We start from the raw sequence: 25,167 nt of genomic DNA, 5'->3' as shown, positions 1-25,167 counted from the left end.
CCGGCGGGGATGATCCGAAGGTGACGACGCATGACCGGTGAGATCGACCGTGCTCCCCGCACCTGCGGGGATGATCCGGCTGACGAACAGGTCCGCAGCCGGGCGGTGAGGTGCTCCCCGCGGACGCGGGGATGATCCGTGCATCGAGATCCTGTCGAAGTACCTGATGGCGTGCTCCCCGCGGACGCGGGGATGATCCGCTGGTGTTCGAGATCGACGACGACCTGTGGCAGTGCTCCCCGCGCCTGCGGGGATGATCCGGCGCAGGGCGCGGCGAATCTGCTTGGTGAGAAGTGCGCCCCTGCGGGGATGCTCCGTGGATGACAACGGATACCGCATTGACCTCGGTGTGTTCCCCGCACCCGCGGGGATGACCCGGCCTGACCGGATGCAAAATCCCCGGTGGCGACGTGCTCCCCGCCCCTGCGGGGATGATCCACCATTGAACGAGGGTGACGGCGAGATGGACAGGTGCTCCCCGCGACCGCGGGAATGATCCGAGACCCTGGCCCGGTCAAGTAAACCCGGGTCCGTGCTCCCCTGCGCCCGCAGGGATGATCCGCAGAAGCAACCCATGCGGCGCGAGGTGGGCTGTGCTCCGGCGTCCCCAGGAGGAGGGGACAGGCGGACGTGTCGTTGAGTCGCCGTAACGATTGGTCGGCCGCCGGAGACTAGTTAGCGCGACTTGTGGTCGGCCGCTGTCGGTGCGACGGGGTCGGGTTGGCCACTCAGTAAAAGGTCGCTGCCGAGGAATGATTGAGTTGGGAGGGTCTGCGTTCTGCGCGGTTGGGCAGCAGCCTGCTCGGTGCGGTGACCGTGAGTCGTAGCTGTCTGCTAGTTGGAAGCCGCTAATGAGGTATCTGATTCGCAGGAAGCGCTCGTCTGGAGAGCGGATCCTGATGCGTAGGTGGGCTTCCAGTGTGGGAATCGCGTGCTTGCCGGTTTCTGTCGGTGGCTTGTGCGATAGTGCGCGCTCTCGAGGGTCTGCTTGGAGGTGGGCGGTGCCGGTTTCGGTGAGTGCGGCTGGGCGGTCGGTCTGGGCGAAGTCGGTGGATGAGGGTGGCGGCTGGTTGCCGTTGTGGCAGCACCTGGACGACGCAGCTGGGGTTGCGGATGCGTTGTTCGGGGGTTGGCTGGCGCCGAGCGTGGTCCGGTTGCTTGCCGCGGATTTTGGTGGTGATGTCGAGCAGGCACGGGCAGCGGTCCGATTCTTGGCCGGCTTGCACGATCTGGGTAAGGCGACACCGGCGTTCGCCGTGCAGTGCACGCTGCTTGCGCAGCGGATGTGTGACTACGGCCTGTACATGCCGTTGAGTAAAGGGGCCTTGCCTGAGCGGCATGCAGCTCACCATTCGGTTGCCGGTCATCATCTGCTGGTTCGCTGGTTGGTGAGGCAAGGGTGGTCGAGGTCTGCGGCCCGGACGTGGGGTGTGGTGCTGGGCGGTCATCACGGAGTTCCGCCGGATGCCGATGCGGAGCGGGCGGCGACGCCGGTGGGTGTGCCGTGGTTGTACGGCGAGGGCCGCTGGACGACTGTGCAGGTCGAGTTGGCCGAATGGATGACGAGCCATTCCGGCGCGGACCGGTATTTAGAGTCCTGGCAGGCCGTCGAGTTGACGACGCAGTTTCAGGTGCTGGCCACAGCCGTGGTGATCGTGTCGGACTGGATCGCGAGCAACAGTGACCTGCTGCCGTTCCATGATGATCCGTTGCCGGCGCTGGCGGATTCTTCGGAGCGGGTTCGGCGGGCGCTGGCGACGTTGCGCCTTCCGCCGCCGTGGCGGCCGCAGATGCCGGACACGGAGGCGTTGTTCGCGACGCGGTTTCGGCTGCCGGCTGGGGCGGTGGCACGGCCGGTGCAGACCGCGGCGTGCGAGGTGGCGCAGAGCATGCCCGAGCCGGGCCTGCTGATCGTCGAGGCGGCGATGGGCGAGGGCAAGACCGAGGCCGCGTTGGCGGCGGCGGAGATTTTGGCCGCCAGGTGGGGCGCGGGCGGGGTGTTGGTGGCGTTGCCGACACAGGCGACCAGCGATGCGATGTTCGACCGGGTCGTTGCGTGGCTGGACGCGATGTCCGCGGCGGAGGAGAAGGTCGGTGGTTCGATCATGCTGGGGCATGGTCGAGCGCGGTTCAACCGATTGTTCCAGGGCTTGGTGCGGGCGGGTCGGCTGGCGGAGATCGGGTGTGATGATGCGCCGGGTGATGGCGCGCATGCCGTAGCGGCGCATGGCTGGTTGTCGGGGCGGAAGAAGGCACTGCTGGCCAATTTCGCCGTGGTGACGATCGATCAGGTGTTGTTCGCGGGGCTGAAGGCGCGGCACCTGATGCTGCGGCACCTGGCACTGGCGGGCAAGGTCGTGGTGATCGACGAAATCCATGCCTACGACGCGTACATGAATTCGTATCTGACCAAGGTGCTCAGCTGGCTCGGGGCCTATCGGGTTCCGGTGGTCGCGTTGTCGGCGACGTTGCCCGCGGCGCAGCGCCAGGCGTTGGTGCAGGCGTACAGGGCAGGCCAGGCCCCGGACAGTCCCGCGGATCTGAGCTGTCTGGATGGTGACATCGGCTATCCGGTGCTGACCTGGACCGCGGGTGCGTCGGTGTCGTCGCGGGTTGCTCGACCGTCTGGCCGGTCGACCGACGTGCGGGTCGAGACCTTCGCCGGCGGACTCGACGATCTGGATGAACTCACAGAATTGTTGCGCGAGCGGCTGTCCGACGGCGGAACGGCGTTGGTGGTGCGTAACACCGTGCGGCGAGTCCTGGACACGGCCGACCGTCTGGAGGCGGAGTTCCCGGGCGAGGTGACGGTGACGCATGCCCGGTTCATCGCCGCGGACCGGATGCGCAAGGACAAAGCGCTGCTGGACCGTTTCGGCCCGCCGGACCGCGCGATCGGCCGGCCACACCGGCACATCGTCGTCGCGTCGCAGGTAGTGGAGCAGTCCCTGGACGTCGATTTCGACCTGCTGATCACTGATCTCGCTCCGCTTGACCTGGTCCTGCAACGAATTGGGCGGCTGCACCGACACCAGCGCGGGGAAAACCAGTCCGATCGGCCGGCTCCGCTGCAGGTGGCTCGGGTGTTCGTGACGGGTGCGGACTTCACCCAGGATCCGCCGGAATTGGAGCAGGCAGCTCAGCGGTACGTCTATGGCGCGCACACCCTGCTGCGCGCCGCCGCTGTGCTGCGAGAACGGTTCGGTACGGGCATCCGGCTTCCCGACGAGATCGCGCCCCTCGTCCAGCGCGCCTACATGGCCGAACCCGTGGGCCCCGACCAATGGCAGGACGCGATGAACGCCGCCCGGCAGCTGGCGCAGGACCGCGCGGCGCGACGCGAGAGCAGAGCGGAAACCTTCCAGATCGCGAACCCGGGCCCGCCGGGCAAGGCGATCAGCGGCTGGGTCTCGGCCGGGGTGGGCGAAGTCGACGACACGCAGGAAGGCCGCGGGCAAGTGCGGGACGGGGCGCCGAGCCTGGAAGTCCTGGTGGTCTGCGACAACGGATCGGGCGACTGGCATACCCCGGGCTGGCTCGCGGACGGATACGGCCGGCTGTCGATTCCCCGGGCAACAACCCCGCCGGAGACGGTTGCGGAGGCGATGGCGTCGTGCGTGCTGCGGCTGCCGCTGACCTTCAGCAATGCCGAGGCCGAGGAGCAGTTGTGGCAGGCTACCCCGCCGGCCTGGGAGGACTCGCCGCTGATCTACCGCCAGCCCGCGCTGATCGTCGACCGCGACGGATACGGCCAGATCACCGACCGCCGGGTCCGCTACACCCCGGAACGAGGACTGGAAGTGTTCAACCGTGCCAACTAACCAGGACACTCGCCTGCCCCGGCGTTTCCGCAGGCAGGTGAGCATGGCGACGCATGTGGCGATCAAAATCAAAGGGGCAGATGCTTGTCATAGCCTCGGCTCGCACGCGGGCGGCTGTTCCCGGTGGACGAAGACCGGGGTGATCTTGGGCCGATGCTGGTCGCCGGCCGATGGTGCTCGTGGTCCCCGCGTCAGGCGGGGATGGAGAAGGGCGGGACGTCCACCGTGAGGTGGGCGGCCTCGCTGGAACGAGGCCGCCCTTCTTCCCGTGTGCAGTCCGATACGGCGACAGGGGAAGACGATGGCCAGTGTAGATCAGGACGGTGTTGCGCAGCTGCATCCGCAACCCGGTAGGTGCCATTGCGAATGCCTGTTCACCAGCAGATCGTTGACGATTTTGTCCGTGGCGGCCGGGGTCACCTTTTTGCCCTCCGCCTCGCTATTCGTTGCAGCCCAGACTGTTGTGCATGAGATGAATCCAGTCTGGGTGATCGTGACGTTCGTTCCTGCCCTGCTTGTGTGGAGATTTGGGTTTGTGCGGTGCGCTGTGTGGTTGAACCGGGTCCTCCGCTGATTTGGTGTTCGTGTGTTTGCCTGACGGTGGTCCTGCCCGCGGAATATCCATTGCGTTGCTGGCTCTGACAACGGAGATGTGTCAATGATGATGGCTAGCGGGCGGGATTCGAACGCCTTCAATCTGCTGGACGAACCGTGGATCACCGTGCTCACCGGCGATGGGCAGGAGAGGGATGTCTCGATCCTCGAGGTGTTCGAGCAGGCACCGGCGCTATCGGTGATCGGTGGTGAGGTGTCGACGCAGGCGTTCGCGATCACCCGGCTGTTGGTCGCGTTCCTGCACCGCGCCCTCGACGGCCCGGCGGATCAGCCGGCCTGGGCAGCGTTGTGGGAGCAGCCGGCCTTGCCGATGGAACGGGTGCACGCCTATGCCGATCGGGTGCGGGATCGGTTCGACCTGTTCGACGCATGGGCGCCGTTCTTTCAGGTGGCTGGGCTGCGGACGGCGAAGGACGAGGTGTCCGCGCTGGAGAAGATCGTCGCGGACGTCCCGAACGGCGAACCGCTGTTCACCACACGCTCGGCGGCCAGTCTCGTCCGGATCACCGCGGCCGAGGCGGCCCGGTGGCTGGTCCATGTGCAGGCGTTCGACCCGTCGGGGATCAAGTCCGGCGCGGTGGGCGACCGGCATGTCAAGAACGGCAAGGGATACCCGATCGGGCCGGGCTGGTCCGGCCAGATCGGTGGCGTGCTGGCCCAAGGCGCCGACATCCGGGAAACACTGCTGTTGAACCTCATCGCCCGTGATGCGCAGACCTACGTGCGGGTCGGTGGTGCCGCAGATGTGCCGCCCTGGGAGCGCGATCCCGACGGCGCCGCCTGGGCCGAGGAGCGGCCGGTGGCTGGGGCTATCCAGTGCTACACCTGGCAGACCCGCCGGGTCCGGCTGCAGGGGAGTCGTGACGGTGTGACCGGGGTAGTCCTGGCCAACGGTGATCGGATGGCGCCGCAGAATCGGCAGAACGTCGAACCGCACACCGCGTGGCGCTACAGCGAGCCGCAGAGCAAGAAGGCCGGGCACCCGGTGTACATGCCGCGCCGCCACGACCCGAGCCGGTCGGTGTGGCGAGGTCTCGCGGCGCTCCTGCCGTCGATCTCGCCGCGCGGGAGCACCGGCGGTGACCCGGCACGGCTGCTGGCGCCCGGCGTGCTGCAGTGGCTGAGCGAGCTGATCGAGGAAGGTCACCTGCCGGACACCTTTGTCGTCCGGCTGCGGGTGCACGGGATGGAGTACGGCGCGCAGAACGCGACGTGCGCGGAGATCCTCGACGACCTGCTGCCGCTGCCTGCGGTGCTGCTGCGGCAGGACCGGCCTGCTGCGGGGCGGACGGCGGACGGCGCGGTCACCGACGCCAACTCGGCCGCGAGCTGTGTGTGGCGGCTGGCGGAGAACCTGGCTCAGGCAGCCGGCGCCCCACCGCAATCCGGCGCGGGCGCGGCGGCGCAGGAACGGTTGTACGCCGCCCTCGAGCAGCCGTACCGGACGTGGCTGGCCGGCCTGCGGCCCGGCTGCGATCTCGTCGAGGCTCGCTCTGGGTGGCAGCGCACCGTCCGTGCTGCGTGCTGGCCGATCAGGGACGAGCTGGTCGCGGGTGCCCCGACGGCGGCGTGGACGGGCCGGCCGGTGAATCAGCGCCTGGTGAACGTGCCCTTGGCCGAGGTGTGGTTCAACAACGCGCTTCGCGGCGTGCTGCCGCTGGCTTACATCGATGCGAAGACTCCCGTGGAGGTGGCTGGATGACAACGACATCGACCGACGTGCCCGGCAACGGCTCGTCGGCGGCAGCGCAACGCCCGCGGCGACTGGGGCCGCTCGGCCGGGCCCTGGACAGCCGGATCGACCGGCTGCAGCGGGACTATCTCCGCGGTTCACCGGCCGCGCGGGCCGACCTTGCGCGGCTGCGGCGCGGCTTGGGTAAGCCAGCCGGGAGCGTCCCCGAGATCTGGGCTCTCACCGTCGGGTCGGTGCCGGAGAGCCTGTCCTGGCAGGGAGATGAGCCGAGCTGGGCCGAGCAGGCCGCGCACGCCGCGCTGACCCTGTATGCCTTGCACCAGCAGTCTTCCTCCACCCCCGCACACATGCCAGGGACCTCCTTCGGCTCCGCGATGGCACGGCTGCGCTCCAGCGGACAGCGCAGCGAGGACGCGGTGACCCGGCGGTTCATGGCCGCCGCGACCGCCGGATCGATCGCGGAAGTCCTCACCCACCTCCGCGGCTTGATCTCCCTGCTGCGCACCGAGCAACAGGGCCTCGACTACGCCCTGCTCGCTGATGACCTGGCGCGGCTGGTCGCGCCCGGGGGCGCACCGGCCGTGCGGCTGGCATGGGGCCGCGCGTTCTACCGCAACACCACCCCGCAGAACGGCAACCCCGAACCGGCCGCCGCATCGACCGACCCTGAGAAATGAGGCATTCGTGCACCGCACCCTGATCGACATCCACATCCTGCAGACCGTGCCGCCGAGCAACCTCAACCGCGACGACACCGGCAGCCCGAAGACGGCCACCTACGGCGGCGTCCGCCGGGCCCGGGTGTCCAGCCAGGCGTGGAAACGCGCCACCCGCGTCGCGTTCCGCGATCACCTCGACAGCTCCGAGCTGGGCGTGCGCACCAAACGCATCGTCGAACTGCTGGCCTCCGAGATCACCACGCGAGCACCAGAACTGGAGGAGCGGGCCGGTCAGCTCGCGGCGGAGACGTTCCGCGCGGTCGGCATCGAGGTGAAGGCGCCGAAGAAGACCGGCAAGGACAAGACCGCGGCCGAGGAAGCCGGTTACCTCGTCTTCCTCAGCACACGCCAGATCCAGAACCTGGCCGACGCCGCGATCCAGGCCGCTGGCGCCGACGATGTGGCGAAGGCGCTGAAAGCAGCGAAGGTCAAGGACCTCGCCGATCGCGACCACTCCGTCGACGTGGCTCTCTTCGGCCGCATGGTCGCCGACCAATCCGACATGAACGTTGATGCTGCAGCTCAGGTCGCGCACGCACTGTCCGTGCACGCCGTGGAAACGGAATTCGACTACTTCACCGCGGTCGACGACCGCAACACCGAGGACGAGACCGGCGCGGGCATGATCGGCACTGTCGAATTCAACTCCTCTACCCTCTACCGGTACGCCACCGTCGACGCCAACCGCCTGCTCGACAACCTCGGCGACCTCGACGCGACACGCCGCGCGGTGGACGCGTTCGTCGAGGCGTTCGTGCGGTCGATGCCGACCGGCAAACAGAACACCTTCGCCAACCGCACCCTGCCCGAAGCGGTCGTCGTGCAGGTCCGTGACCGCCAGCCGATCAACCTGGTCGGCGCGTTCGAGAACCCGGTCCGTGAGCTGGAGAAGGGCGGCCGGATCAAGGCCGCCGCGGAAGCGCTGCGCGACGAGGCCCGGGAGATCGCATCCAGCTACGCCGAGGAGCCCGTAGCGGCCTGGGTGACCCGGGTCGGTGCCGACACTGCCGCGCTCGACGACCTGGGCACCAAGGTTGCGTTGCCGGAGCTGGTGACCGAACTCGGTGCACTCGTCGCGGCACGGCTCACGGAGCCGTCGTGAGCGTCGTCGCCCTCCGGCTGGCCGGCCCGATGCAGTCCTGGGGCGTGGGAAGCCGGTTCGTTCGCCGCACCACCGAGACCGCCCCCACCAAGAGCGGGGTCATCGGACTGCTCGCAGCCGCACTCGGCATCCGCCGCACCGATCCGCTGGAAGACCTGCTGCACCTGCGGCTCGGTGTGCGGATCGATCAGCCGGGGGAGCTGATGCGGGACTTCCAGACCGCGCAACGTCCCCGCTATGACCGTGCCGGCACCGTGACGTGGCAGTCGCTGCCGCTCTCGGCTCGCTACTACCTCGCCGACGCCGTCTTCCTGGCCGTGGTGGAAGGAGACCGCTCGATCGTCGAGGGCCTGGACGCGGCGCTGCGGGGACCGGAGTTCCCGCTGTATCTCGGACGCCGTTCCTGCCCGCCTGCCGGCCCGCTCGCGCTGGGTGTCTCGGACGTGTCGCTGGACGAGGCACTCGTGACCTGGCCGTGGCTGGCGAGCACCCGCGTTCAGAAGCAGCGCCGTGACCGGGTCGTCCAGCTCGCCACCGTCCGCGATGCCGGTCCCGGCGAGGTCGCGACCGAATCCATCCGGGACACCCCGGTGAGTTTCGATCCCAACCGACGCCAGTACGCCTGGCGGTCGATCGTGCGCGCCACCGTGGACGTCACCAACCCGCACGGCACGGCCGAGCCGCTGCCCGAGCACGACCCGATGAGCTTGCTGGGAGGCGAGGCGTGTTCCTGACGAAAATGCAGATCAACCCACGGCGCCGAGGAGCGCAGAAGCTGCTGTCCTCCCCACAGGCCATGCACGCGGCCGTGTTCGCCGGATTCCCCGAGGCACGTCCCACCGACGACGGACGGGTGCTGTGGCGGGTCGACACGCATGGCTCCCACCGGGTGCTGCTGTTCATCACGAGCCCGGACAAGCCAGATCTCACACACCTCGTCGAGCAGGCCGGCTGGCCGACCATCCAGACCTGGCAGACCGCCGCCTACGACGGAATGCTGGGCAGTCTGCGCGTGGGCCAGCGCTGGCAGTTCCGGCTCACCGCCAACCCAGTCCGATCCGGACGCTGCGACGGCTGGAACGAGACCAAACCCCTCGGCCACGTGACCGTCGCCCAGCAACAGCAATGGCTGCTCGACCGCGCCGAACGTCTCGGATTCCGCATCGTCCCCAGCCAAGCCGACCCGGCCGAACCAGACCTGGCCGTGATCGACCGCAACGTCCGCCGCTTCGGGCGAGGCGGTACCCAGGTCACCATCTCGACCGCGACCTTCGAAGGCCACCTGGAGATCCTCGACATCTCGGCGATGCAACGGTCGCTGACGTTCGGGATCGGCCGGGCCAAGTCTTACGGCTGTGGCCTGCTGACGCTGGCCCGTCCGGCAGCGAACGGGATGCCGTGAGCACCATCGGTCGCCGGCCCACGTCCCCGAAGGAGCTCGTGCGGGCGGCAGACCGGATCTCGTTCGTGTACCTGGACCGCTGTGTCATCAACCGGGACAGCAACGCCATTACCGCCACGGACGAACGCGGCACCGTGCACATCCCGGCCGCGGCGGTGGGGGTCCTGCTGCTGGGACCCGGCACGACCATCACCCACCAGGCGATCGCGCTCATGTCCGACAGCGGATCCACGGTGGTGTGGGTCGGTGAACGTGGCGTCCGGTATTACGCCCACGGCGCATCACTGGCCCGCACTTCGCGCCTGGTGCAGGCACAGGCCGAAGCGGTCAGCAACTCACGCTCTCGGTTGCGGATCGCGCGAACGATGTACGAGATGCGGTTTCCCGACGAAGACGTATCGGAACTGACCATGCAGCAGCTCCGCGGTCGCGAAGGCACGCGGGTGCGCAGAATCTATCGGGAACATGCGGAACGGACGGGAGTCGAGTGGACCGGTCGCAGCTACGACCGGGCAGACTGGGACACCAGCGATCCGATCAACCAGGCCTTGTCCGCGGCGAACGCAGCGTTGTATGGAGTCGTCCACTCCGTGATCGTCGCACTCGGCTGCTCGCCGGCCCTCGGGTTCGTCCACACAGGACATCACCGCTCGTTCGTCTATGACATCGCGGACTTGTACAAGGCCGTCATCACGATCCCCGCGGCCTTCGACATCGCCGCCGGGTCGAGCCTTGACGTCGCCGGCGAAACCCGGCGCCAGATGCGTGACGCGCTCCACGGAGGCAAGCTCCTGCAGCGATGCGCCCATGACATCCAGCTCCTTCTCCTTGGCGAAGATTCCGACGACACGAACACCTTCGAGTACTTCGAAATTGACGCGATCGCGTCACTGTGGGATGAACGGCAGGAACCTGTTTCAGGCGGAGTGTCCTACGGAGACGAGCCGTGACCGTCATCGTTCTCACCGCAGTACCGCCAGGTCTTCGCGGGCACCTGACCCGATGGCTGCTCGAAATCAGCCCTGGCGTATACGTCGGGTTCGTATCAGCCCGAGTACGCGAGCTCATATGGGACAGAATCGTCGAGTACATGGCTGACGGCCGCGCCCTGATGGTGTACGCCACGCAGGGTGAGCAGCGGCTCGAGTTTCAGGTGCACGGACACGACTGGACACCCGTTGACTTCGACGGCATCACCCTGATGCGCCGACAGACCGCGCCTGACTACGTGCCGGGAAAGACCCGCGGGCGCAACAGCACAGCACCGGCCGGAGAAGCTCCCGAAGGCGCAACGACCCGTGATGAGACGGTCTGGAAGCGCCGCAACACACGCCGCAAATTTCGCAAAAAGGACTGAATGTATTCAGGGTCGCGCGACGAAACCGAAGCAAAAAGCGGTACGCCCCGTGTATCTCTGCAGGTTAACAAGTGTGCTCCCCGCGGACGCGGGGATGATCCGTCTCCGTCGTCGACACCTCATCCACCGGAACTGTGCTCCCCGCGGACGCGGGGATGATCCGTGGCACATGACGCCCTACCAGTACCGCAAATTGTGCTCCCCGCGGACGCGGGGATGATCCGCATCGATGCCGTCGACCCTGAACCTCCTCGACGTGCTCCCCGCGGACGCGGGGATGATCCGTCAATCCCTGATTCCCTCGCGGGGGCACGGAAGTGCTCCCCGCGGACGCGGGGATGATCCGGTGAGCCGATTTGCCCGAGCCTCGGAGCTCCGTGCTCCCCGCGGACGCGGGGATGATCCATGTCGTGGGGTTCTTCGTTGATGCAGCGCCAGGTGCTCCCCGCGGACGCGGGGATGATCCGGGTGGGACTGGGCGGCATTGACGCTGCTGAACGTGCTCCCCGCGGACGCGGGGATGATCCGGCCGGGAACGTTCTTCGGATGAGCCCCGGGGAACGTTCTTCGGATGAGCCCCGGGCGTGCTCCCCGCGGACGCGGGGATGATCCGCTGACCCCCGATCAGCTGCACTACCTCGGCATGTGCTCCCCGCGGACGCGGGGATGATCCGGCCACGCGGGACCTCCTACTCGGGGTTCACGCGTGCTCCCCGCGGACGCGGGGATGATCCGGCGGACATGTCGGTGCCGACGCCGGGTGGCGGGTGCTCCCCGCGGACGCGGGGATGATCCGACGTGGTAGCCGGCGCGGGCGTAGGCGAGGGCGTGCTCCCCGCGGACGCGGGGATGATCCGCACCAATGCCGAACGGTGGGCCACCCAGACTCGTGCTCCCCGCGGACGCGGGGATGATCCGCCGTTGCTGCTCGTCTCGATGCGGGCGTAGGTGTGCTCCCCGCGGACGCGGGGATGATCCGCACGGCCCTGGCGGGCGTTGTTGAGGTTTTGCGTGCTCCCCGCGGACGCGGGGATGATCCGGCGGCGTCCTTCTGGTCCTTCGGCACCCGGAAGTGCTCCCCGCGGACGCGGGGATGATCCGACCACGCTCAGCGACTGACTCCGCCTGACAACGTGCTCCCCGCGGACGCGGGGATGATCCGCAGAACCACGAGTGGATCGCCGACTTCCTCCAGTGCTCCCCGCGGACGCGGGGATGATCCGCACTGCACCAGCACGGCCTGACCCACCACCAGGTGCTCCCCGCGGACGCGGGGATGATCCGTCCACTGTCGTTACCATTGTCGAACTGTGCGGGTGCTCCCCGCGGACGCGGGGATGATCCGAGGTTAGTGAGTGCTCAGACCGCGGAGGAAGCGTGCTCCCCGCGGACGCGGGGATGATCCGCCCCGGAGACGTGGGTCTCCGGGGCGGTTGGGGTGCTCCCCGCGGACGCGGGGATGATCCGTCAGCGATCCAGGGCAACGTGTCGTGGCACGGGTGCTCCCCGCGGACGCGGGGATGATCCGCGATCGCGAACGCCGCGATGCAGGCCGCGTGCGTGCTCCCCGCGGACGCGGGGATGATCCGCACTTCGGGATCGATCTGCCGCGGGTGTCGCGGTGCTCCCCGCGGACGCGGGGATGATCCAGGCCCTGAACGAAGCCCTCGGGTACTCGCTGCGTGCTCCCCGCGGACGCGGGGATGATCCGCAACCAGATGACGTGTAGAACATCCGATGTGGGTGCTCCCCGCGGACGCGGGGATGATCCGCCGAGGAGGCCATCGAGGAGGCCGGAGACCAGGTGCTCCCCGCGGACGCGGGGATGATCCGTTGAGGACGACGCCTTCGGCGGTGTCACCGAGGTGCTCCCCGCGGACGCGGGGATGATCCGGACGAAGCCGCCCGCCAGCGCTTCCAGGTAGTGTGCTCCCCGCGGACGCGGGGATGATCCGAAGAACACGCTCGTGCGCGCGGCCTACGTGGCGTGCTCCCCGCGGACGCGGCGTCCCAGACGGCCACCCGGAAGTTGTGCAGGTCCTCCCCGCCAACGTGCTCCGGCATCGAGGCATCGGCGTCGAACACAGCTGGTTGCCGCCGGCGTCACTGCCGGTTTGCTGCCGGTGCGGGGCACAGCTGGATCCTCCGCCGATCCTCCGACTGGCAATCAGACGATAGAGGGTGTGTCCGGCATCAGTGACTACAAAGGACCGGTCAAGTACCGTGCCGTCTACGAACTCCTGATCTGAGCGGACCGCGCGGGCCAGGCCGAGCGGGCCAGGCCGCGCGGTTGAGCCTTGGTGGAGGCTGTCGCTGCGAAGTGACACCGAACCACCGCGCTAAAGACCTTCACCGTTCACGATCTTCATGTGAGGGCAATAGCGCGGCCTGCCAAGGCTCAACGACTCTGCAGGGTGCTGGGATGCCCAGAAGGCTCGCGCGCTCACCGAGTTGTCGACCTTCGTAGTGGACCACTGGAATCCTGGGCCGCGTGCGAGGGCAGCGGCGACCAGGAGCGTGCCGATACGCCGTCGACGGTAGGTATCGTCGACGCGGATCTGCTCGATGACGCCACGCCGGTCGATGCCGCACATCTGTACGTCGATGTCCGCGACGCTGCGCTCGCTGATCTGCAGCGCGATGTAGCCGAGGCCGGCGGGCTGGTCCGGTGGATGCGCGACCAGTTCGACGATCGGGCGGTGGTACTTCGGCGACACATCGACGCGACGGACCGCGGTGTGGTCGAGGGGGAACCATCCCGGCCGGTCGAGCCGGAGTTCGGTGCAAAGGTTACACAGCGTGGCATCCAAGTCCAGGGCGTGGTAGTACGGCAAGGTTTGACCAGCGAGGTCGAGCGAGTGGCCGTTCAGGCACCGTGCGTGAGGGCCTGGGGAGCGAAACGGGTAGCCGGGGTCCGGGTCGGCACCCACTGTGCCTAGCTCGCTCACGCGTTCGAGTATGCGAGGTACCGAACGGCCTAGTCCAGAGATGGGCCTCACCCGGGTGAACCTGACCGGGCGCCGCCGGGCGAGGCATCTGGGGACGACGCTCGACCGGAACGCAGCTTCGGCCGCTACGCTCGACCGCGCGGGCTTGGCGCATCCCTCCCCCTCGTGCGCTGAGCCCGCCCTACTTGCAGGAACTGCTTTACGCCGCTCCGTTGTGCTCGTCGGCCAGCGGGCGAGATCGCCGACATAGACCCGTTCGTCGGTCGTCGTCGTGCTCGACGGTGACGTTGATGAGCATGCCGCAGGGTGACGATAGGGCCTGCCTCTGGCACGAACTGGATCTCAGCCAGGTCGAGTGGTTGTTCGATGACCTCAGCGAATGCAGGGTTCGTCGAGGATTGAGTCGAGTGGGCGTTCATGCCACACGGCGACGGGGCCACCCGCGCTGCTCTTCGGCAGTCCAGAGCGGTCACGCTCGTGTTCACGGCTTCACCGTGACGAGGTCGGCATCCCGTTCGCTGTACCGGTACGTGACTTGATCACCTTGTCGTGGGAGCCGGGAGACAGACTCACGAATATTCCACCCGCACTGGCTTCGCATGGCACCATGCCGGTGTGGGTGAGACGGAGCACGCTGGGTCAGACGACGCCAGCACCCCGATGACGTTCGGTGATTACCTTCGGCTTCACGTGGTGTGGGCGCAGGAAGCAGCCGGCGTGCTTGCCGACGCCGCTGACTTGTACGGCAGGTTGGCCGAGCGCGGCATGCCCGGTCTCGCCGATCGATGTGACGAGGCGCGACGTGCGATTGCGTACATGGAGCAGGTAGCCGGCGTGAACGCCGCCCAGGGCATTGCCCACGACGAGATGATGGCCGCCGGCGGTCCGGAGAACTCCCGCGCGTACGTCGAGTACGAGGCCATGACCCGCCGCCACCAGGAACTATTGCCCAAGAACACCCTGGGTTGACGGGCACGTTTTCCCGGAAGTGACTTCCGCTCAGTGATCGGTCCGCTACTGTCATCATTTGCAAACGGTCTTTGGGCGGACTGTTCTGCGGAGTGAACGGGTGTCGCCAGAGGGGTAGATCAGTGTCTCAACCTGCATCCGGGCCGAGCTGGCTCGAAGGGCTCGGTTTCGCGATCATCGACCAGCCAGGCGGCGGGGGTGCCTCTGGCGGGGGTGCTGCACCGTCGGGGCAGGGCTTCGCCATGAGCACCGACGAAGCACGCGGCATGCTCACCGTCGCCAAGCGCTTGCGCGACAAATACCAGGGCATGCTTCCCACAGCGGAGACCCTGACCAGGCTCACGTCTCCGGCGGACGAGCCGGGGAGCAACGGCTACAACAAGCTTCTGGTGGATGCCGGTCCGCCGCCGGGTGCGTTTGTCGCGGGCGCGGACCAGGTCAGGCAGGAGTACGCCTACGCCGACGAGTTGGTCACGCGGCTGGAGCGGGCCTTGGGCATTACCGAGGCATCGGATGAACAGGCCGGGGCTGCCGTCAAGAACGCGACCTCCGGTGACGAGGGTAAGGGGTTTGCTGGATGACACGCCGCACGGTCACGACAGCGGTCTGCGTAGCAGTGGTTGCAGGGGTAGCTGCGGGATGCTCCGGCGGGCCGGCTGCCGCCCCGGCGAGCACGTCGCCGTCGTCGCCGACAGTTGCTGCTCTGCCGCACAGCGGCGCCCCGAAGGTCGAGCACCCGTTGCCGGCGTCCGTCCTGTCCGGAGACCCCTGCGCGGAGGCGCTGACCTCCACCCAGCTCAAGGACATCATCGGCATCGCGCCGCAAGGGGAACACAAGGACACGGCGGGGCTCGGCCCGTCCTGCGACTGGCACAACAGCGACGCAGGCTCCCTGGTCACCGTCAGCTACTCGACAGAGGTGCAAGAAGGCCTCAGCCTGGTTTATCAGAACACGAAGCCGAAGTCTCAGGTATGGCGGGTGTTACCGCCCATTCAAGGTTTCCCTGCGGTCGCGCATTTGGCGATCGGCGCCGATCTCCAAAATCAGTTCTGCCAGGTGAGTGTCGGCATCACGGACGAGCTGACCTTTGAGGCGACGTTGATCTTGGGCAATGCGAACAGGGGAAAGCAGGATCCGTGTGACCTGGCCCCGCGGGTGGCGGACATGGTGGTCACCAACCTGCGGCAGAAAGCGGGGTCGTGATGGGTCTGTTCGACTGGGTCGGCGATGGCGTGAAGTGGGTGAACGACCGCTTCGACGATGTCGAGGAGTGGGCCTCGGATGTCTGGCATGGAAATACTGGTGATCAGGCGGTTCCGGCCCCGGAGCTGGTTCAGAAGGTGCTGGCCAGCAAGGGAGCCCAGAGCTGGCACCAAGGCGCCAGCCAGGCCACGGACCTGGCGAGTCAGCATCACGAGGCCAGCGATGATGTACAGCGGTTGAGCACCGGGCTGGAGTCGGTGTGGACCGGCGGTGGCGCGGATGCGGCACAGGCGCGGATCAAGCCGTTCGCGGACGTGACCACGACCGCGGCGCAAACCTACACCGGCAACGGGCAGAATCTCACGGATCTGGCGCATGGATTCGACGAGATGAAGGCCGGGCTGCAGCCGATGCCGAATACGCCGCCACACAAGGATTTCCTCGACACGGCCACGCCGTGGGATACCGACACCGAAGATCAAATCAACAACTACAACAAGCTGGCGCAGGAGAATCTGGACCGCTACCACGGTTACGCGCAGCAGGCGCATGCCAGCGGTCAGGGACTCAAAACTGATTACGGGCAGCTCGACACATTCGACGGCCAGGTGTCGATCACCCCGCAGGGGCCGGCTCCTTCGCAGTCGCAGCACCCGTCGGCTGGCGGGACGAACGGGAATTCGTCGGCGCGGTCGGAGTTCAGCGGCACCGCGCACACATCACCGCCTCCGGCAGGGGGTTCCGCGTCGAACGGGCACACTCCTGCGGGCGGGAACACACCCCTGGGCAACGCTTCCGATACGGGTGGTCAATCCGGCGGAGGCGGAACACAGACTGCGGGCTATGTTCCGCCGTCGCTTCCTGATCCGCGGCCCGGTTCTATGCCGCTGCTGCCGGTGGCCGGTTCTTCGCCTGGTGCCGGGGGCGGTTCGTCCTGGTCTCCCGGGCTGGGTGGTGGGTTCGTGCCCGGGGGGTTCGGTGCCGGTGGCTCGTCGTCCGGGCCGGGCGGCACCGGTGGAACGACTGGTCGTGGGCTGTTCGGCGGACCTGGTGGCGGTGCGCAGTCAGGTGTCGGCGCCGGCGAGGAGGGCGCCGCGCGCGGCTCGGGAGGCTCGGCCGCCGGGCGTGGCACCACCGGTGCACGCGGTGCCTCGGGGATGGGCGGTATGGGTGCCGCCGGCGGTAAAGGCAAGGGCGAGGACGACAAGGAGCATCAGCGCAAGTACGGCGTCGATGACGATTCTGCCTTCAGCCTGACCGACGACGACGGTGGCAAGCTGCTGGATCCGCGCACCGGGTTGCCGCCGACACCGCCGACCATCGGTGGCTGAGGCGCAGCAGCGATGACCGTCATCGATCGGCCGGTGCGGATCCCCCGGTCCGTGTTTCTCGTGTCCTGGGAGCTGGCCGGGCTCGGTGAACTCCCTGTCATCGTGGAGCCGGACCATACTTACCGGACGGCTGAAGCCACCGCCACCTTGCGGGAGCGTGCGCTCGAGATGCTTGCTCGCCTCGGTTTGGCCGATGCGGGCGGTGTGCTCGTTCCGCAGTATCACGCCACGCTCGAGGTGCTCTCCACGGCTCGGCGAGAGGTGTACTCATGGAGCAACCTCCGCGGTGAAGGCGGACTTGCCGTCGCGATCCTGACCGCGGAGACCGGGCGGGACGCGGTCCGGCTGATCACTGATCGCGAGGTGATCCAGCTCGACCCGGTCCGGCCGCGGGACTTCGTCGAGAGCTTGGTGGATGCGCTTCCGACCCGTCCGCCGGCCAGGGTCAGGTCGTTGTGCGTGCCGAAGGCCCACTACGACGATGCCGGTCGTGACTACGGCGCTGACGACCCGCTCACCGAGGTCTCCGAACAGGCCGACGAATTGCGGCGGCTGATGCGCGCCGACCGAGATGCGGTTCACCAGCTCTACGCCGCGACCCGCGACGGCACCGGGGACCGTATCCGCAGCACGCCGCTGTCCGCCATCGACTTCACCCGCGAAGGCCGGGTCCTGAGTTTCGTCAACGACGGCCCGGACGGTCATCCGCAGATCAATCTCTATCCCGGCTACCGCATCCATCTGGTCGACGCACTCACCCTCACCCTCGGCGCCCTCGGGTAACGGTAGGTCAACCAGTTCCGGCAGGCACGGGTTGACCGTGCCTGCCGGAATGGCCCGGCCACCCCGTCTGGGCTGTCGCAGAGGGGGAAGATGCGACGACGGAATGGCCAAGACTCGGGGATGGACACCTAGAACACCGGCCCCCGGACAGACTTGGTGCGCGGTCTTCGATGATCATGGCTGATTCGAGTGGCGTCTTGGCCACCTTGTCGAGTCGTTCGATGACGCCGCTGTCGTCGGCGAAGACCGATCCGACGTCGTGGTGGGAGAAGCAGGTCACGGCCGCTAGAGGTGTGGCGAAGAGCGTGGCAGGGCCGGATAGCTCACGTTCCAGGCGACGGTTCATGGACGCCGTACCCGACGACTTCCCCGGCGAATCCCGCATCACCGCCCCTTGAGCGACTTGGTGTTCCGGAACGGTGACACCCATTATCCGGGCCCATGAGCGACGATCCGCCCTCGGCGATGTCCAGCTACTTCAGCGACTTCGAGGATCGCTTGGCCGAGTTGCAGGAGACCTTCGCCGTGCTGCGCGAACGGCACGGCCACGACGACGCGGTGTTCGACCTGATCCGGATCTTCGGCACCAAGTCGACGAACTGGATGGCCCTGCACCTCGCCGTCGCCGTCGCGGCCCTGGATGACCAAGACCTGGGCAACCGGCAGAAGGCGCCTGCCCTGGTCGAAGCGAGCCTGCCGATCGCGCGGGGAGACGTACCTGACTCCCCGGAACGAGACAGCGGGGCCGGGCGGTGCAGAATGTCAGCTGGCGAGGTCTCTGACGCGAGTGTCCAACCTGGACAAAGTCTGTCGCATGGCGGCGAACGATTCCGTTGCGTTCAGGGCTATCCCGTCGAGATCCCTGACGATCCTCCGGTACCGCAGGAGCTGGCTGGGCGATGAGAAATACACGTTGCAGGGCCATGACTTCAACACCACGGTCGCGCCTCGAGCCCGGTCAGGGTGGAAGAAGGCGAATCCGTCGACCGCGCCGAGTTGCTGCTGATCGGCTGCGACGAGCCGGACGATCACGCGACGTTCCTGGCTCAGCTTCAGCAGGTTCCGGACCTGGTCCACGGCGACATCGACGGAGAGGCCTTGGGGGAGCAGCGCGTCTGCTCCGATGAAGAGCGTGTACTCGGGGCCGTCCTCGCTCGTCAGAATGTCCTCTCGTGCCTGCTGGAGGAAGACCTGACGATCGACCTCATCCGGATCCAGGAAGTGTGAGCCCAAGGTTCTGCGGGCGAAATCGGGAGTACGGAACAGGTCTGGAGGCAGGCGGGGAGCCCACTCGACGATCTTGCGGGACACCTTCTCGTAGGCCCAGAGAAGGGGCGTTCGATCGGCCGTGATCAACTCGGTGTGGACGTCGCTGTCAAGATGTCGGAAGTCCTCCATAACCTGCGCGAAGTCCACTTCGGACACTCGCAGTATCCCGAGGATCCGCGTCACATCTGGCTCGGCAGGAGCTCGACAACCCGCCTCCCAATTGGAGAGGAACCCGGGCGCGATGTGCAATTCGCGCGCTAACTGGCGCACCCCCACCCGGTATCGCTCACGGACGGTACGGAGCCGCATGCCGAACGCAACGGCAGAGGGAGATCCTGCGGCGCTGGGAGTTCTCATCGTCTTGGTGCTTCCTTGAGTGAAGGCTGGACGACTTCGTTGTCGAGGTCATCGGCATAGGAGCTGAGGAGATCCGCGGCGTCGCCGAGCCTGGCGGCGAACTCACGGACGTCGGCCGAGGTTGACCGGGGTAAGATGTTCGCCAGCGCAAGGGCTCTGCGGCCGATTCGCTGGAGATCGGCGCTCGCGCGTCGGGTGGTGAGATCCATCTTCTTGCCGCCTCTCATCGCTGGCGCAATGGCTTCGCGGCGGGTCGGCCAGGGAGCTTGCGGAGTCCGTCAAGGACTCGATTCATCAACTCCTGCTCCGGCGCCTCTGGAACCGGACGAGCTGGACCGATGATGGCGTGTCGCTGAGGTAAGGACGGGCCGCCCCCGCGGCTCCCCGCCTTAATATTTGCTTTCGGGGCAGCAGGAAAAGTCTCAGTGAGCTGCGGGACCTCCATGTCCGTCTCCTTCCGGCAGTGGTGCGTCGCTTTGGTGATATTCAGTCAACAAGCCGCGAGCGACGAGATCAACGGCGTCCTGACTGCTTCTTGACTGCGTTGTGACTGCACGGGGCGACGCCGGCTCCCAAATGGTGGCGCAGAAGCTCTTGAGCTGCGATGATGGTCCGTGTTGAGGGGGTGCATGATGGGCCATTCGAGGGAAGCGCTGGCGCGCCGCCGCGAGCTCCGGGGACTGTCCCAACGAAACGCCGCACAGGCAGTCGGAGTCAATTTCACGACGTACCAGAAATGGGAGAGCGGAGTCAGCAGTCCTTATCCGAACAATCGGAGGCGACTTGCTCAGGTTCTGGATGTCACGCTCCATGAACTCGACGCCCTTCTGGGTGGCGAGACCAAGGACGCTGGGGCGAACGAACGTGGTCTCGGTGTCGAGGCCCAAGCGGTGCGCGCGTCGATACCCAGGCTGCGTCGTGCTCTCGACCGCCTTGACCTGCCAGATGACGGACCGACTAGGGCGGTTACCGCATTACGTAATGATGTCGCCATCGCCAGTGACGACCGGTTGCAGGCGCGTTACGCGGATCTCGCGGAGAAGTTGCCCGACCTCGTCCATGAAGTCGCTCGCGCCTGCTTGGCGAACGACGCCGACGAGCGACGGGGCGCCGCGGGATTGATGACGCTGCTCTTGCGAGCAGCTGACGGGGTGGCATTCAAGTTCGGTTACCTCGACCTCTCCGCCCGTCTGATCGATCTGATGCGCGCGAAGGCCGAACAGACGGAGGACCGGCTCCTGCTGGCGGCCGTGGCGTACGTGCGTACCGAGACCTTCTTCGCCAGTCGTGACCTTGACGCGGCAGCTCGCGCGCTCGAACTCGCTATCGACGGAGCCCGAAACCTGCCGGCGACAGGCGGGGACGCAGCGCTCGGCGCGCTCCACATGCGCGCCGCTGTCGTGGCTGGTCGATCCGGAAAACATGATCGGGCCACCGAGCATTTGGCGCATGCTCGCTACCGCGCTGCCATGGTCGCGGAAGGCGTGTACCAGGGCACTGCGTTCGGCGCGGCGTCGCTGCGCATCCACGAGCTGGCCGTCGCCGCGGAGTTGCACGATGTCGCGGGAATTCGACGCGCGGCGGCCTGGGCGCCGCCCGGCTCCCTCCCGGCGGAACGCCGCTCGCACTACTACATCGACCTGGCACGGGCCCAGCTTCACCTCGGCCGGCACGGCGACTCCAGTCGTAGCCTGCGCGCCGCCCGAGTCGCGGCGCCGGAGCACACCCGCGGCCATCCACAGGTCAGGACGACCCTCACCGCTTTGCTCGACGAAGCCAGAAACCCCGGAGTCGACCTGCTGGAGCTGGCCGAGTGGATCGGCCCACGGACCGCTGCGTTCGGTGGGCTGGGCTAGTTGGGGCTGAGAAGGTCGGCCAACTCGTCCAGGGAGCCGACGACCCAGTCTGCGTCGCGCTGAATGCGCGGGTCGTCGGCCCAAAGATGGCCCCAGGGGCCGCGACGGATCAACGCGGTGTGGAATCCTGCCGCCTTCGCGGCGACCACGTCGTTGTCCCGGTGGTCGCCGACGTAGACGGTGTCCGCGGCCGAGCCGGGAACCATCCCCTCGACCTGGGAGAAGAACGCCCGCGACGGTTTGGCCACGCCCCAGTCGCCGGAGGTGGCAATGCCGTCCACAGGTAGATCCAACGCCCGCAGTAATTCGCCGGCGCGAGAAGTCTGGTTGCCGGCCACTCCCACCCAGAGCCCTTGCGTCCTCAACCTGCCTAGCGCGCGGCGGACGTCCGGGTAGAGGTCGGTCTCCTCGATTCGCTCACCCTGGCCGGCCTCCTCGCGCAGCCGGCGCTCGCGGGCGAGGTCGAAGCCGGGGCGGAAGTACTGGAATGTCTCGGCGTTGTCGCGCCCGGCTGCCGTGACTGCGCCCAGAACTGTCGAGAGCGTGTGGCGGGGAACGCCGATCCAGTCCGCCCACGCGCCCCACTCACGCGAGTCGTCCAGCAGCGTCTCGCCGACGTCGAACACCACCGCAGTGACCATGTCCCACTCCTACGGCAGGAGCGGCGGGCGCGCCACCGCCCACGCCAGCGCTCCTCGGCCTGCAGCGTCGAGGAAGGAGAGAGGACCGGTGACATGACTCGAACAAGTGTTCTAACATGCGAATCGGCGGTGAGTGTCCTGCATTGAGCTGGGAGGTGAGCATGGGCTGGTTGTTGCGGGAACGGGCTACAGGCCGTGAGTGGCGGCTCGGGAGTAGTGATGCAGCTTGGGCGGCGGGCGGCTTTGACCCGGCCCGCTTCGAACTGCATGTGACTGATGAACGAGTTGTGGGTTGCCCTGATGGCTATCCCGACTCCTGCGTGCGCGAAGCCGGACGGTGACTCAGGGTAGTTTGACTCCTACGTTCAGGTGAACGGTCGCTATTTGTATCCGGCCACGCACTTTTCGGGCATACCGTTGTTGATCACCAGGCATGAGATTTAGCTGTTGTTGCTGGGTTGGTCGGACGGCGGGGAGGCCGGATGAACGACACCAAGCGCACGCCTTTCTTGAAGGCGTTGCGGGTCAGGGAATATCGCGCGCTCTGGTTGGCCGAGGCGTTTTCCGTCTTCGGAGATCAGGTAGCGCGGGTCGCGCTCGCGCTACTCGTCTACGCGAGGACGAACTCGGCGGCGTTGACAGCGCTGACGTACGCGCTGACGTTCTTGTTCGCGCTGGCCGGCGGGTTCCTTCTGTCCGGTCTGGCGGACCGGTTCCCGCGGCGGACGGTGATCGTGGTGACCGACCTGGTGCGGGCTGCTCTCGCCGCGGCGATGGCGGTTCCCGGGCTGCCGCTGTGGTTGCTCTGGTCGTTGATCGCTGTGCTGGCGATGGCTGCGGCGCCGTTCAAAGCTGGTCAGCTGGCACTCCTCCGGGACGTTCTTCCGCGAGACGCCTATCAGGCCGGGCTCGGTCTGCGGCAGGTCAGCTCTCAGATCGCACAGGTCGCCGGGTTCGGGCTTGGCGGCGTCCTGGTGACCTTGTGGGGCGCCGGGACCTCGCTCCTGCTGAACGGGGCGACCTTCTTGATCAGCGCCATCATCGTGCAGCGGTGGGTCAGAGCGCGTCCGGCTGCTCGCTCGGAGCGGACGAAATCCGTTGGAGCGGGCCGTGCCGGTGTGGACGGCCGTCTTGCCGCGGTCTTCGTTTTGGCGTCGTTGACCGGGTTACTGGTGGTGCCCGAAGGACTCGCTGCGCCGTTCGCGAGCACCGTGGGGATCGGGGCATTCGGCGTCGGCTTGCTGATGGCCGCGGACCCGGTCGGCAGCGTGCTCGGTGGCTTATGGGCCGGCTCGCGCGGCAGCGCGGAGGTGCCGTCGTTGCGAGCGGTCGTCGGACCGGCGGTTCTCGCGGGCGTCCCGCTGGTGCTGTCCGCGGTCTACGCGAATGCGTGGGTGGCCGCGGTGCTCTGGGCGATCTGCGGGATGTTCTCGACGATTTATCTCATCCGGATGCAGGCCGTCGCCGCGGAAGTAGTTCCGAAGGAACGGCTTGGCGGCGTGATGGGACGGCTGAGCACCTGTTTGCAGACTTCGCAAGGCGTGGCGATCGCCGGAGCAGGCGTGGTTGCGGACCGCATCAATCCGGTCTCGACCGTGGCGTTGTCCGGATGCCTGGCCATCGCGTCGGCGGTCGGCGCAGGTGTGGTGTGGCGGGCGGCTCGTCCGCGGCAGGCGAGAACTGCCGCGGACGAACCCGCGCCGGTCAGCATGGCGTGATCACAGATCCTTGTTACGCATGACGGCCCCCTCCCAGGACATCCGGCGGCAGGAGGAACCGGTAGCTCCGGTGCGTGGCCGGAACCCGGGACCTCCTTGGGAACGGAAGTGAGTTCAGTATGCCCCTTCTGAGCGACCTTCGAAGGCGTGGCTGGACGAACTGGGCGATCTGGTCGTCGCCACGGCAGGCGATCGTGTTCCTGCTGGTCATCGACCTGATGGCCGTCGGTGCGGCAGCCTGGTCGGTCGTCGTGCCCGTGTCATTCGGAGACCTCGTCAAGTGTCTTGTACTGGTCGGGCTGGGGATGGCTGCCGCGGAGATGACGCGGCAGGTGGAGCGTCGCCGCAGGCGGTTCTCCGATACGCCGCACGTGAACTTCTCGTCGGTGTGGACGTTGGCCGGGGCGTTGCTGCTGACTCCTGCGCTGGCCGCGCTCGTGGCCGTCGTGCTGTACGGGCACTTGTGGCTGCGAAGCTGGCGCGGAGTGTCCGGGATCTACGCGTACAAGGTCGTCTTCAGCACCTGCAACGTGGTGCTTTCCTGCTTGGTCGCCTCGTGGACTGCCCGCTACCTGGACCTCTTTCCGCCGCGTACGGACCGTGGTGCGGTGGCCGCGTTCGGCCTGATGTTCGTGATAGCGCTCTACTTCGCCGTCAACTCGGCGGTGGTCGCCACCGCGATCGCGCTGATCAAGCAACGCGTATCGGCGAAGACGCTGCTCGGCCCGTTGAACGAGAACATCCTCGAGCTGGCGACCTTGTGCATGGGCATGCTGGCGGCGTTGCTGCTGGCTCGGTTGCCCTGGCTGGTGATGATCGTGTTCGTGCCGCTCTACGCGTTGCACCGGAGCGTGTTGATCCGGCAGTTCGAACAGGCGGCGACGATCGACTCGAAGACCGGCTTGCTCAACGCCGCGAGCTGGAACGCGATCGCCGAGGCTGAGCTGGACCGGGCTCGTGAGCACGAGACGGATATCGGGCTGCTCATCCTCGACATCGATCACTTCCGGCAGGTCAACAACCTTCACGGCCACCTTGTCGGCGACCAGGTGCTGCGCCGGATCGGCGACGCACTGCGGAGCGAGGTACGGAGCAACGACCTGTGCGGCCGGTTCGGCGGTGAGGAGTTCGTCATCCTGCTGCCTGGCACCTCATCGGACACGATCCTCGACGTCGCGAACCGGATCCGGCAGCGCGTCTACGACACGCGTATCCAGGCTGGCGAGACCGCGGCCGCCTTCCAGATCACCGTCTCGATCGGCGCGGCGTCGTTCCCGGCGGCCGGCCGGACGCTGCAGGAGCTGATGACCGCCGCGGACAACGCGCTCTTCGCGGCCAAGGACGCCGGTCGCAACCAGGTTCGCGTGGTCGAGGCGCGATAG

General features: G+C 67.3%; 20 protein-coding genes and 1 CRISPR repeat array. Of the genes, 16 read left to right on the top strand and 4 right to left on the bottom strand.

The window, feature by feature from the left end; all coding sequences use genetic code 11:
• Window positions 1-1,001: 1,001 nt before the first annotated feature.
• The 8 genes from cas3 to cas2e all read left to right on the top strand — a co-directional run bounded on the left by cas3 (window position 1,002) and on the right by cas2e (window position 10,709).
• On the top strand, window positions 1,002-3,821 hold the full coding sequence (cas3, locus tag OG371_RS03930; protein WP_329065617.1) for a CRISPR-associated helicase Cas3': 2,820 nt from the start codon (window positions 1,002-1,004) through the stop codon (window positions 3,819-3,821).
• Between the two features lie 658 nt (window positions 3,822-4,479).
• Window positions 4,480-6,138 carry a type I-E CRISPR-associated protein Cse1/CasA gene (gene casA, locus OG371_RS03925; protein WP_329065615.1) on the top strand — a complete coding sequence of 553 codons (1,659 nt, stop codon included), beginning with the start codon at window positions 4,480-4,482 and terminating at the stop codon, window positions 6,136-6,138.
• Entirely contained in the window at window positions 6,135-6,806 is a 672-nt protein-coding gene (gene casB / locus OG371_RS03920) for a type I-E CRISPR-associated protein Cse2/CasB (protein WP_329065613.1), read from the top strand. The genes casA and casB overlap by 4 nt, the downstream gene beginning before the upstream one ends.
• 7 nt (window positions 6,807-6,813) lie before the next feature.
• The gene (gene cas7e, locus OG371_RS03915) at window positions 6,814-7,950 is read left to right on the top strand and encodes a type I-E CRISPR-associated protein Cas7/Cse4/CasC (RefSeq protein ID WP_329065610.1); all 1,137 of its coding nucleotides are present in this window, start codon (window positions 6,814-6,816) and stop codon (window positions 7,948-7,950) included.
• Entirely contained in the window at window positions 7,947-8,684 is a 738-nt protein-coding gene (gene cas5e, locus OG371_RS03910; protein WP_329065608.1) for a type I-E CRISPR-associated protein Cas5/CasD, read from the top strand. The genes cas7e and cas5e overlap by 4 nt, the downstream gene beginning before the upstream one ends.
• A complete protein-coding gene (gene cas6e, locus OG371_RS03905) occupies window positions 8,675-9,352 on the top strand; it encodes a type I-E CRISPR-associated protein Cas6/Cse3/CasE (RefSeq protein ID WP_329065605.1) in 678 nt (225 codons plus the stop codon). Before cas5e ends, cas6e begins: the two co-directional genes overlap by 10 nt.
• Window positions 9,349-10,302, top strand: a complete 954-nt coding sequence (gene cas1e, locus OG371_RS03900) for a type I-E CRISPR-associated endonuclease Cas1e (RefSeq protein WP_329065604.1) — start codon at window positions 9,349-9,351, stop codon at window positions 10,300-10,302. Before cas6e ends, cas1e begins: the two co-directional genes overlap by 4 nt.
• Window positions 10,299-10,709: a type I-E CRISPR-associated endoribonuclease Cas2e gene (cas2e, locus tag OG371_RS03895; protein WP_329065602.1), complete on the top strand. Its 411-nt coding sequence runs from the start codon at window positions 10,299-10,301 to the stop codon at window positions 10,707-10,709. Before cas1e ends, cas2e begins: the two co-directional genes overlap by 4 nt.
• A 73-nt stretch (window positions 10,710-10,782) precedes the next feature.
• Window positions 10,783-12,664: a CRISPR direct-repeat array (repeat unit 29 nt; unit sequence GTGCTCCCCGCGGACGCGGGGATGATCCG).
• 384 nt (window positions 12,665-13,048) lie between these two features.
• Here the strand turns inward: cas2e and OG371_RS03890 are convergent.
• A complete protein-coding gene (locus tag OG371_RS03890; protein ID WP_329065600.1) occupies window positions 13,049-13,657 on the bottom strand; it encodes a GNAT family N-acetyltransferase in 609 nt (202 codons plus the stop codon).
• A gap of 615 nt (window positions 13,658-14,272) precedes the next feature.
• Here OG371_RS03890 and OG371_RS03885 point away from each other — a divergent pair.
• The 5 genes from OG371_RS03885 (at window position 14,273) to OG371_RS03865 (ending at window position 17,944) form a co-directional block, all read left to right on the top strand.
• Window positions 14,273-14,626, top strand: coding sequence for a hypothetical protein (locus OG371_RS03885; protein ID WP_329065598.1), 354 nt, complete (start codon window positions 14,273-14,275; stop codon window positions 14,624-14,626).
• A 242-nt stretch (window positions 14,627-14,868) separates the two neighbouring features.
• Window positions 14,869-15,207 carry a hypothetical protein gene (locus tag OG371_RS03880; protein ID WP_329065596.1) on the top strand — a complete coding sequence of 113 codons (339 nt, stop codon included), beginning with the start codon at window positions 14,869-14,871 and terminating at the stop codon, window positions 15,205-15,207.
• Window positions 15,204-15,830: a DUF3558 domain-containing protein gene (locus OG371_RS03875; protein ID WP_329065594.1), complete on the top strand. Its 627-nt coding sequence runs from the start codon at window positions 15,204-15,206 to the stop codon at window positions 15,828-15,830. The genes OG371_RS03880 and OG371_RS03875 overlap by 4 nt, the downstream gene beginning before the upstream one ends.
• Window positions 15,830-17,161, top strand: coding sequence for a PPE domain-containing protein (locus tag OG371_RS03870; RefSeq protein ID WP_329065592.1), 1,332 nt, complete (start codon window positions 15,830-15,832; stop codon window positions 17,159-17,161). Before OG371_RS03875 ends, OG371_RS03870 begins: the two co-directional genes overlap by 1 nt.
• A gap of 12 nt (window positions 17,162-17,173) precedes the next feature.
• On the top strand, window positions 17,174-17,944 hold the full coding sequence (locus OG371_RS03865) for an ESX secretion-associated protein EspG (RefSeq protein WP_329065590.1): 771 nt from the start codon (window positions 17,174-17,176) through the stop codon (window positions 17,942-17,944).
• Window positions 17,945-18,706: 762 nt separating this feature from the next.
• Here the strand turns inward: OG371_RS03865 and OG371_RS47335 are convergent.
• Together OG371_RS47335 and OG371_RS03850 are read right to left on the bottom strand one after the other, a co-directional pair.
• On the bottom strand, window positions 18,707-19,522 hold the full coding sequence (locus OG371_RS47335) for a Scr1 family TA system antitoxin-like transcriptional regulator (RefSeq protein ID WP_442876142.1): 816 nt from the start codon (window positions 19,520-19,522) through the stop codon (window positions 18,707-18,709).
• A gap of 44 nt (window positions 19,523-19,566) precedes the next feature.
• Window positions 19,567-19,779: a hypothetical protein gene (locus OG371_RS03850; protein ID WP_329065584.1), complete on the bottom strand. Its 213-nt coding sequence runs from the start codon at window positions 19,777-19,779 to the stop codon at window positions 19,567-19,569.
• A gap of 420 nt (window positions 19,780-20,199) precedes the next feature.
• Here OG371_RS03850 and OG371_RS03845 point away from each other — a divergent pair, with 420 nt between their 5' ends.
• Window positions 20,200-21,426, top strand: a complete 1,227-nt coding sequence (locus OG371_RS03845) for a helix-turn-helix transcriptional regulator (RefSeq protein WP_329065582.1) — start codon at window positions 20,200-20,202, stop codon at window positions 21,424-21,426.
• Here OG371_RS03845 and OG371_RS03840 read toward each other — a convergent pair.
• Window positions 21,423-22,067, bottom strand: coding sequence for an HAD family hydrolase (locus OG371_RS03840; RefSeq protein ID WP_329065581.1), 645 nt, complete (start codon window positions 22,065-22,067; stop codon window positions 21,423-21,425). The two genes, OG371_RS03845 and OG371_RS03840, sit on opposite strands and share 4 nt — an antisense overlap.
• A gap of 482 nt (window positions 22,068-22,549) precedes the next feature.
• On the opposite strand from OG371_RS03840, the gene OG371_RS03835 reads away from it, so the two are divergent.
• Together OG371_RS03835 and OG371_RS03830 are read left to right on the top strand one after the other, a co-directional pair.
• Window positions 22,550-23,785 (top strand): MFS transporter, encoded by a 1,236-nt coding sequence (locus tag OG371_RS03835; protein ID WP_329065580.1) that lies wholly within the window; start codon window positions 22,550-22,552, stop codon window positions 23,783-23,785.
• A gap of 119 nt (window positions 23,786-23,904) precedes the next feature.
• A complete protein-coding gene (locus tag OG371_RS03830) occupies window positions 23,905-25,167 on the top strand; it encodes a GGDEF domain-containing protein (protein WP_329065579.1) in 1,263 nt (420 codons plus the stop codon).

This window comes from Amycolatopsis sp. NBC_01480, assembly GCF_036227205.1.
GTDB lineage: Bacteria > Actinomycetota > Actinomycetes > Mycobacteriales > Pseudonocardiaceae > Amycolatopsis.
This window is presented reverse-complemented; position numbering and strand designations above follow the sequence as displayed.

What these genes read in the sequence shown, in the direction of transcription:
- OG371_RS03850 (WP_329065584.1), bottom strand. Translation starts at nt 19,779, where the DNA reads ATGGATCTCACCACCCGACGCGCGAGCGCCGATCTCCAGCGAATCGGC.
- OG371_RS03875 (WP_329065594.1), top strand. Translation starts at nt 15,204, where the DNA reads ATGACACGCCGCACGGTCACGACAGCGGTCTGCGTAGCAGTGGTTGCA.
- OG371_RS03870 (WP_329065592.1), top strand. Translation starts at nt 15,830, where the DNA reads ATGGGTCTGTTCGACTGGGTCGGCGATGGCGTGAAGTGGGTGAACGAC.
- OG371_RS03830 (WP_329065579.1), top strand. Translation starts at nt 23,905, where the DNA reads ATGCCCCTTCTGAGCGACCTTCGAAGGCGTGGCTGGACGAACTGGGCG.
- OG371_RS03845 (WP_329065582.1), top strand. Translation starts at nt 20,200, where the DNA reads ATGATGGGCCATTCGAGGGAAGCGCTGGCGCGCCGCCGCGAGCTCCGG.
- OG371_RS47335 (WP_442876142.1), bottom strand. Translation starts at nt 19,522, where the DNA reads ATGCGGCTCCGTACCGTCCGTGAGCGATACCGGGTGGGGGTGCGCCAG.
- OG371_RS03880 (WP_329065596.1), top strand. Translation starts at nt 14,869, where the DNA reads ATGAGCACCGACGAAGCACGCGGCATGCTCACCGTCGCCAAGCGCTTG.
- OG371_RS03835 (WP_329065580.1), top strand. Translation starts at nt 22,550, where the DNA reads ATGAACGACACCAAGCGCACGCCTTTCTTGAAGGCGTTGCGGGTCAGG.
- casB (WP_329065613.1), top strand. Translation starts at nt 6,135, where the DNA reads ATGACAACGACATCGACCGACGTGCCCGGCAACGGCTCGTCGGCGGCA.
- OG371_RS03865 (WP_329065590.1), top strand. Translation starts at nt 17,174, where the DNA reads ATGACCGTCATCGATCGGCCGGTGCGGATCCCCCGGTCCGTGTTTCTC.
- OG371_RS03840 (WP_329065581.1), bottom strand. Translation starts at nt 22,067, where the DNA reads ATGGTCACTGCGGTGGTGTTCGACGTCGGCGAGACGCTGCTGGACGAC.
- casA (WP_329065615.1), top strand. Translation starts at nt 4,480, where the DNA reads ATGATGATGGCTAGCGGGCGGGATTCGAACGCCTTCAATCTGCTGGAC.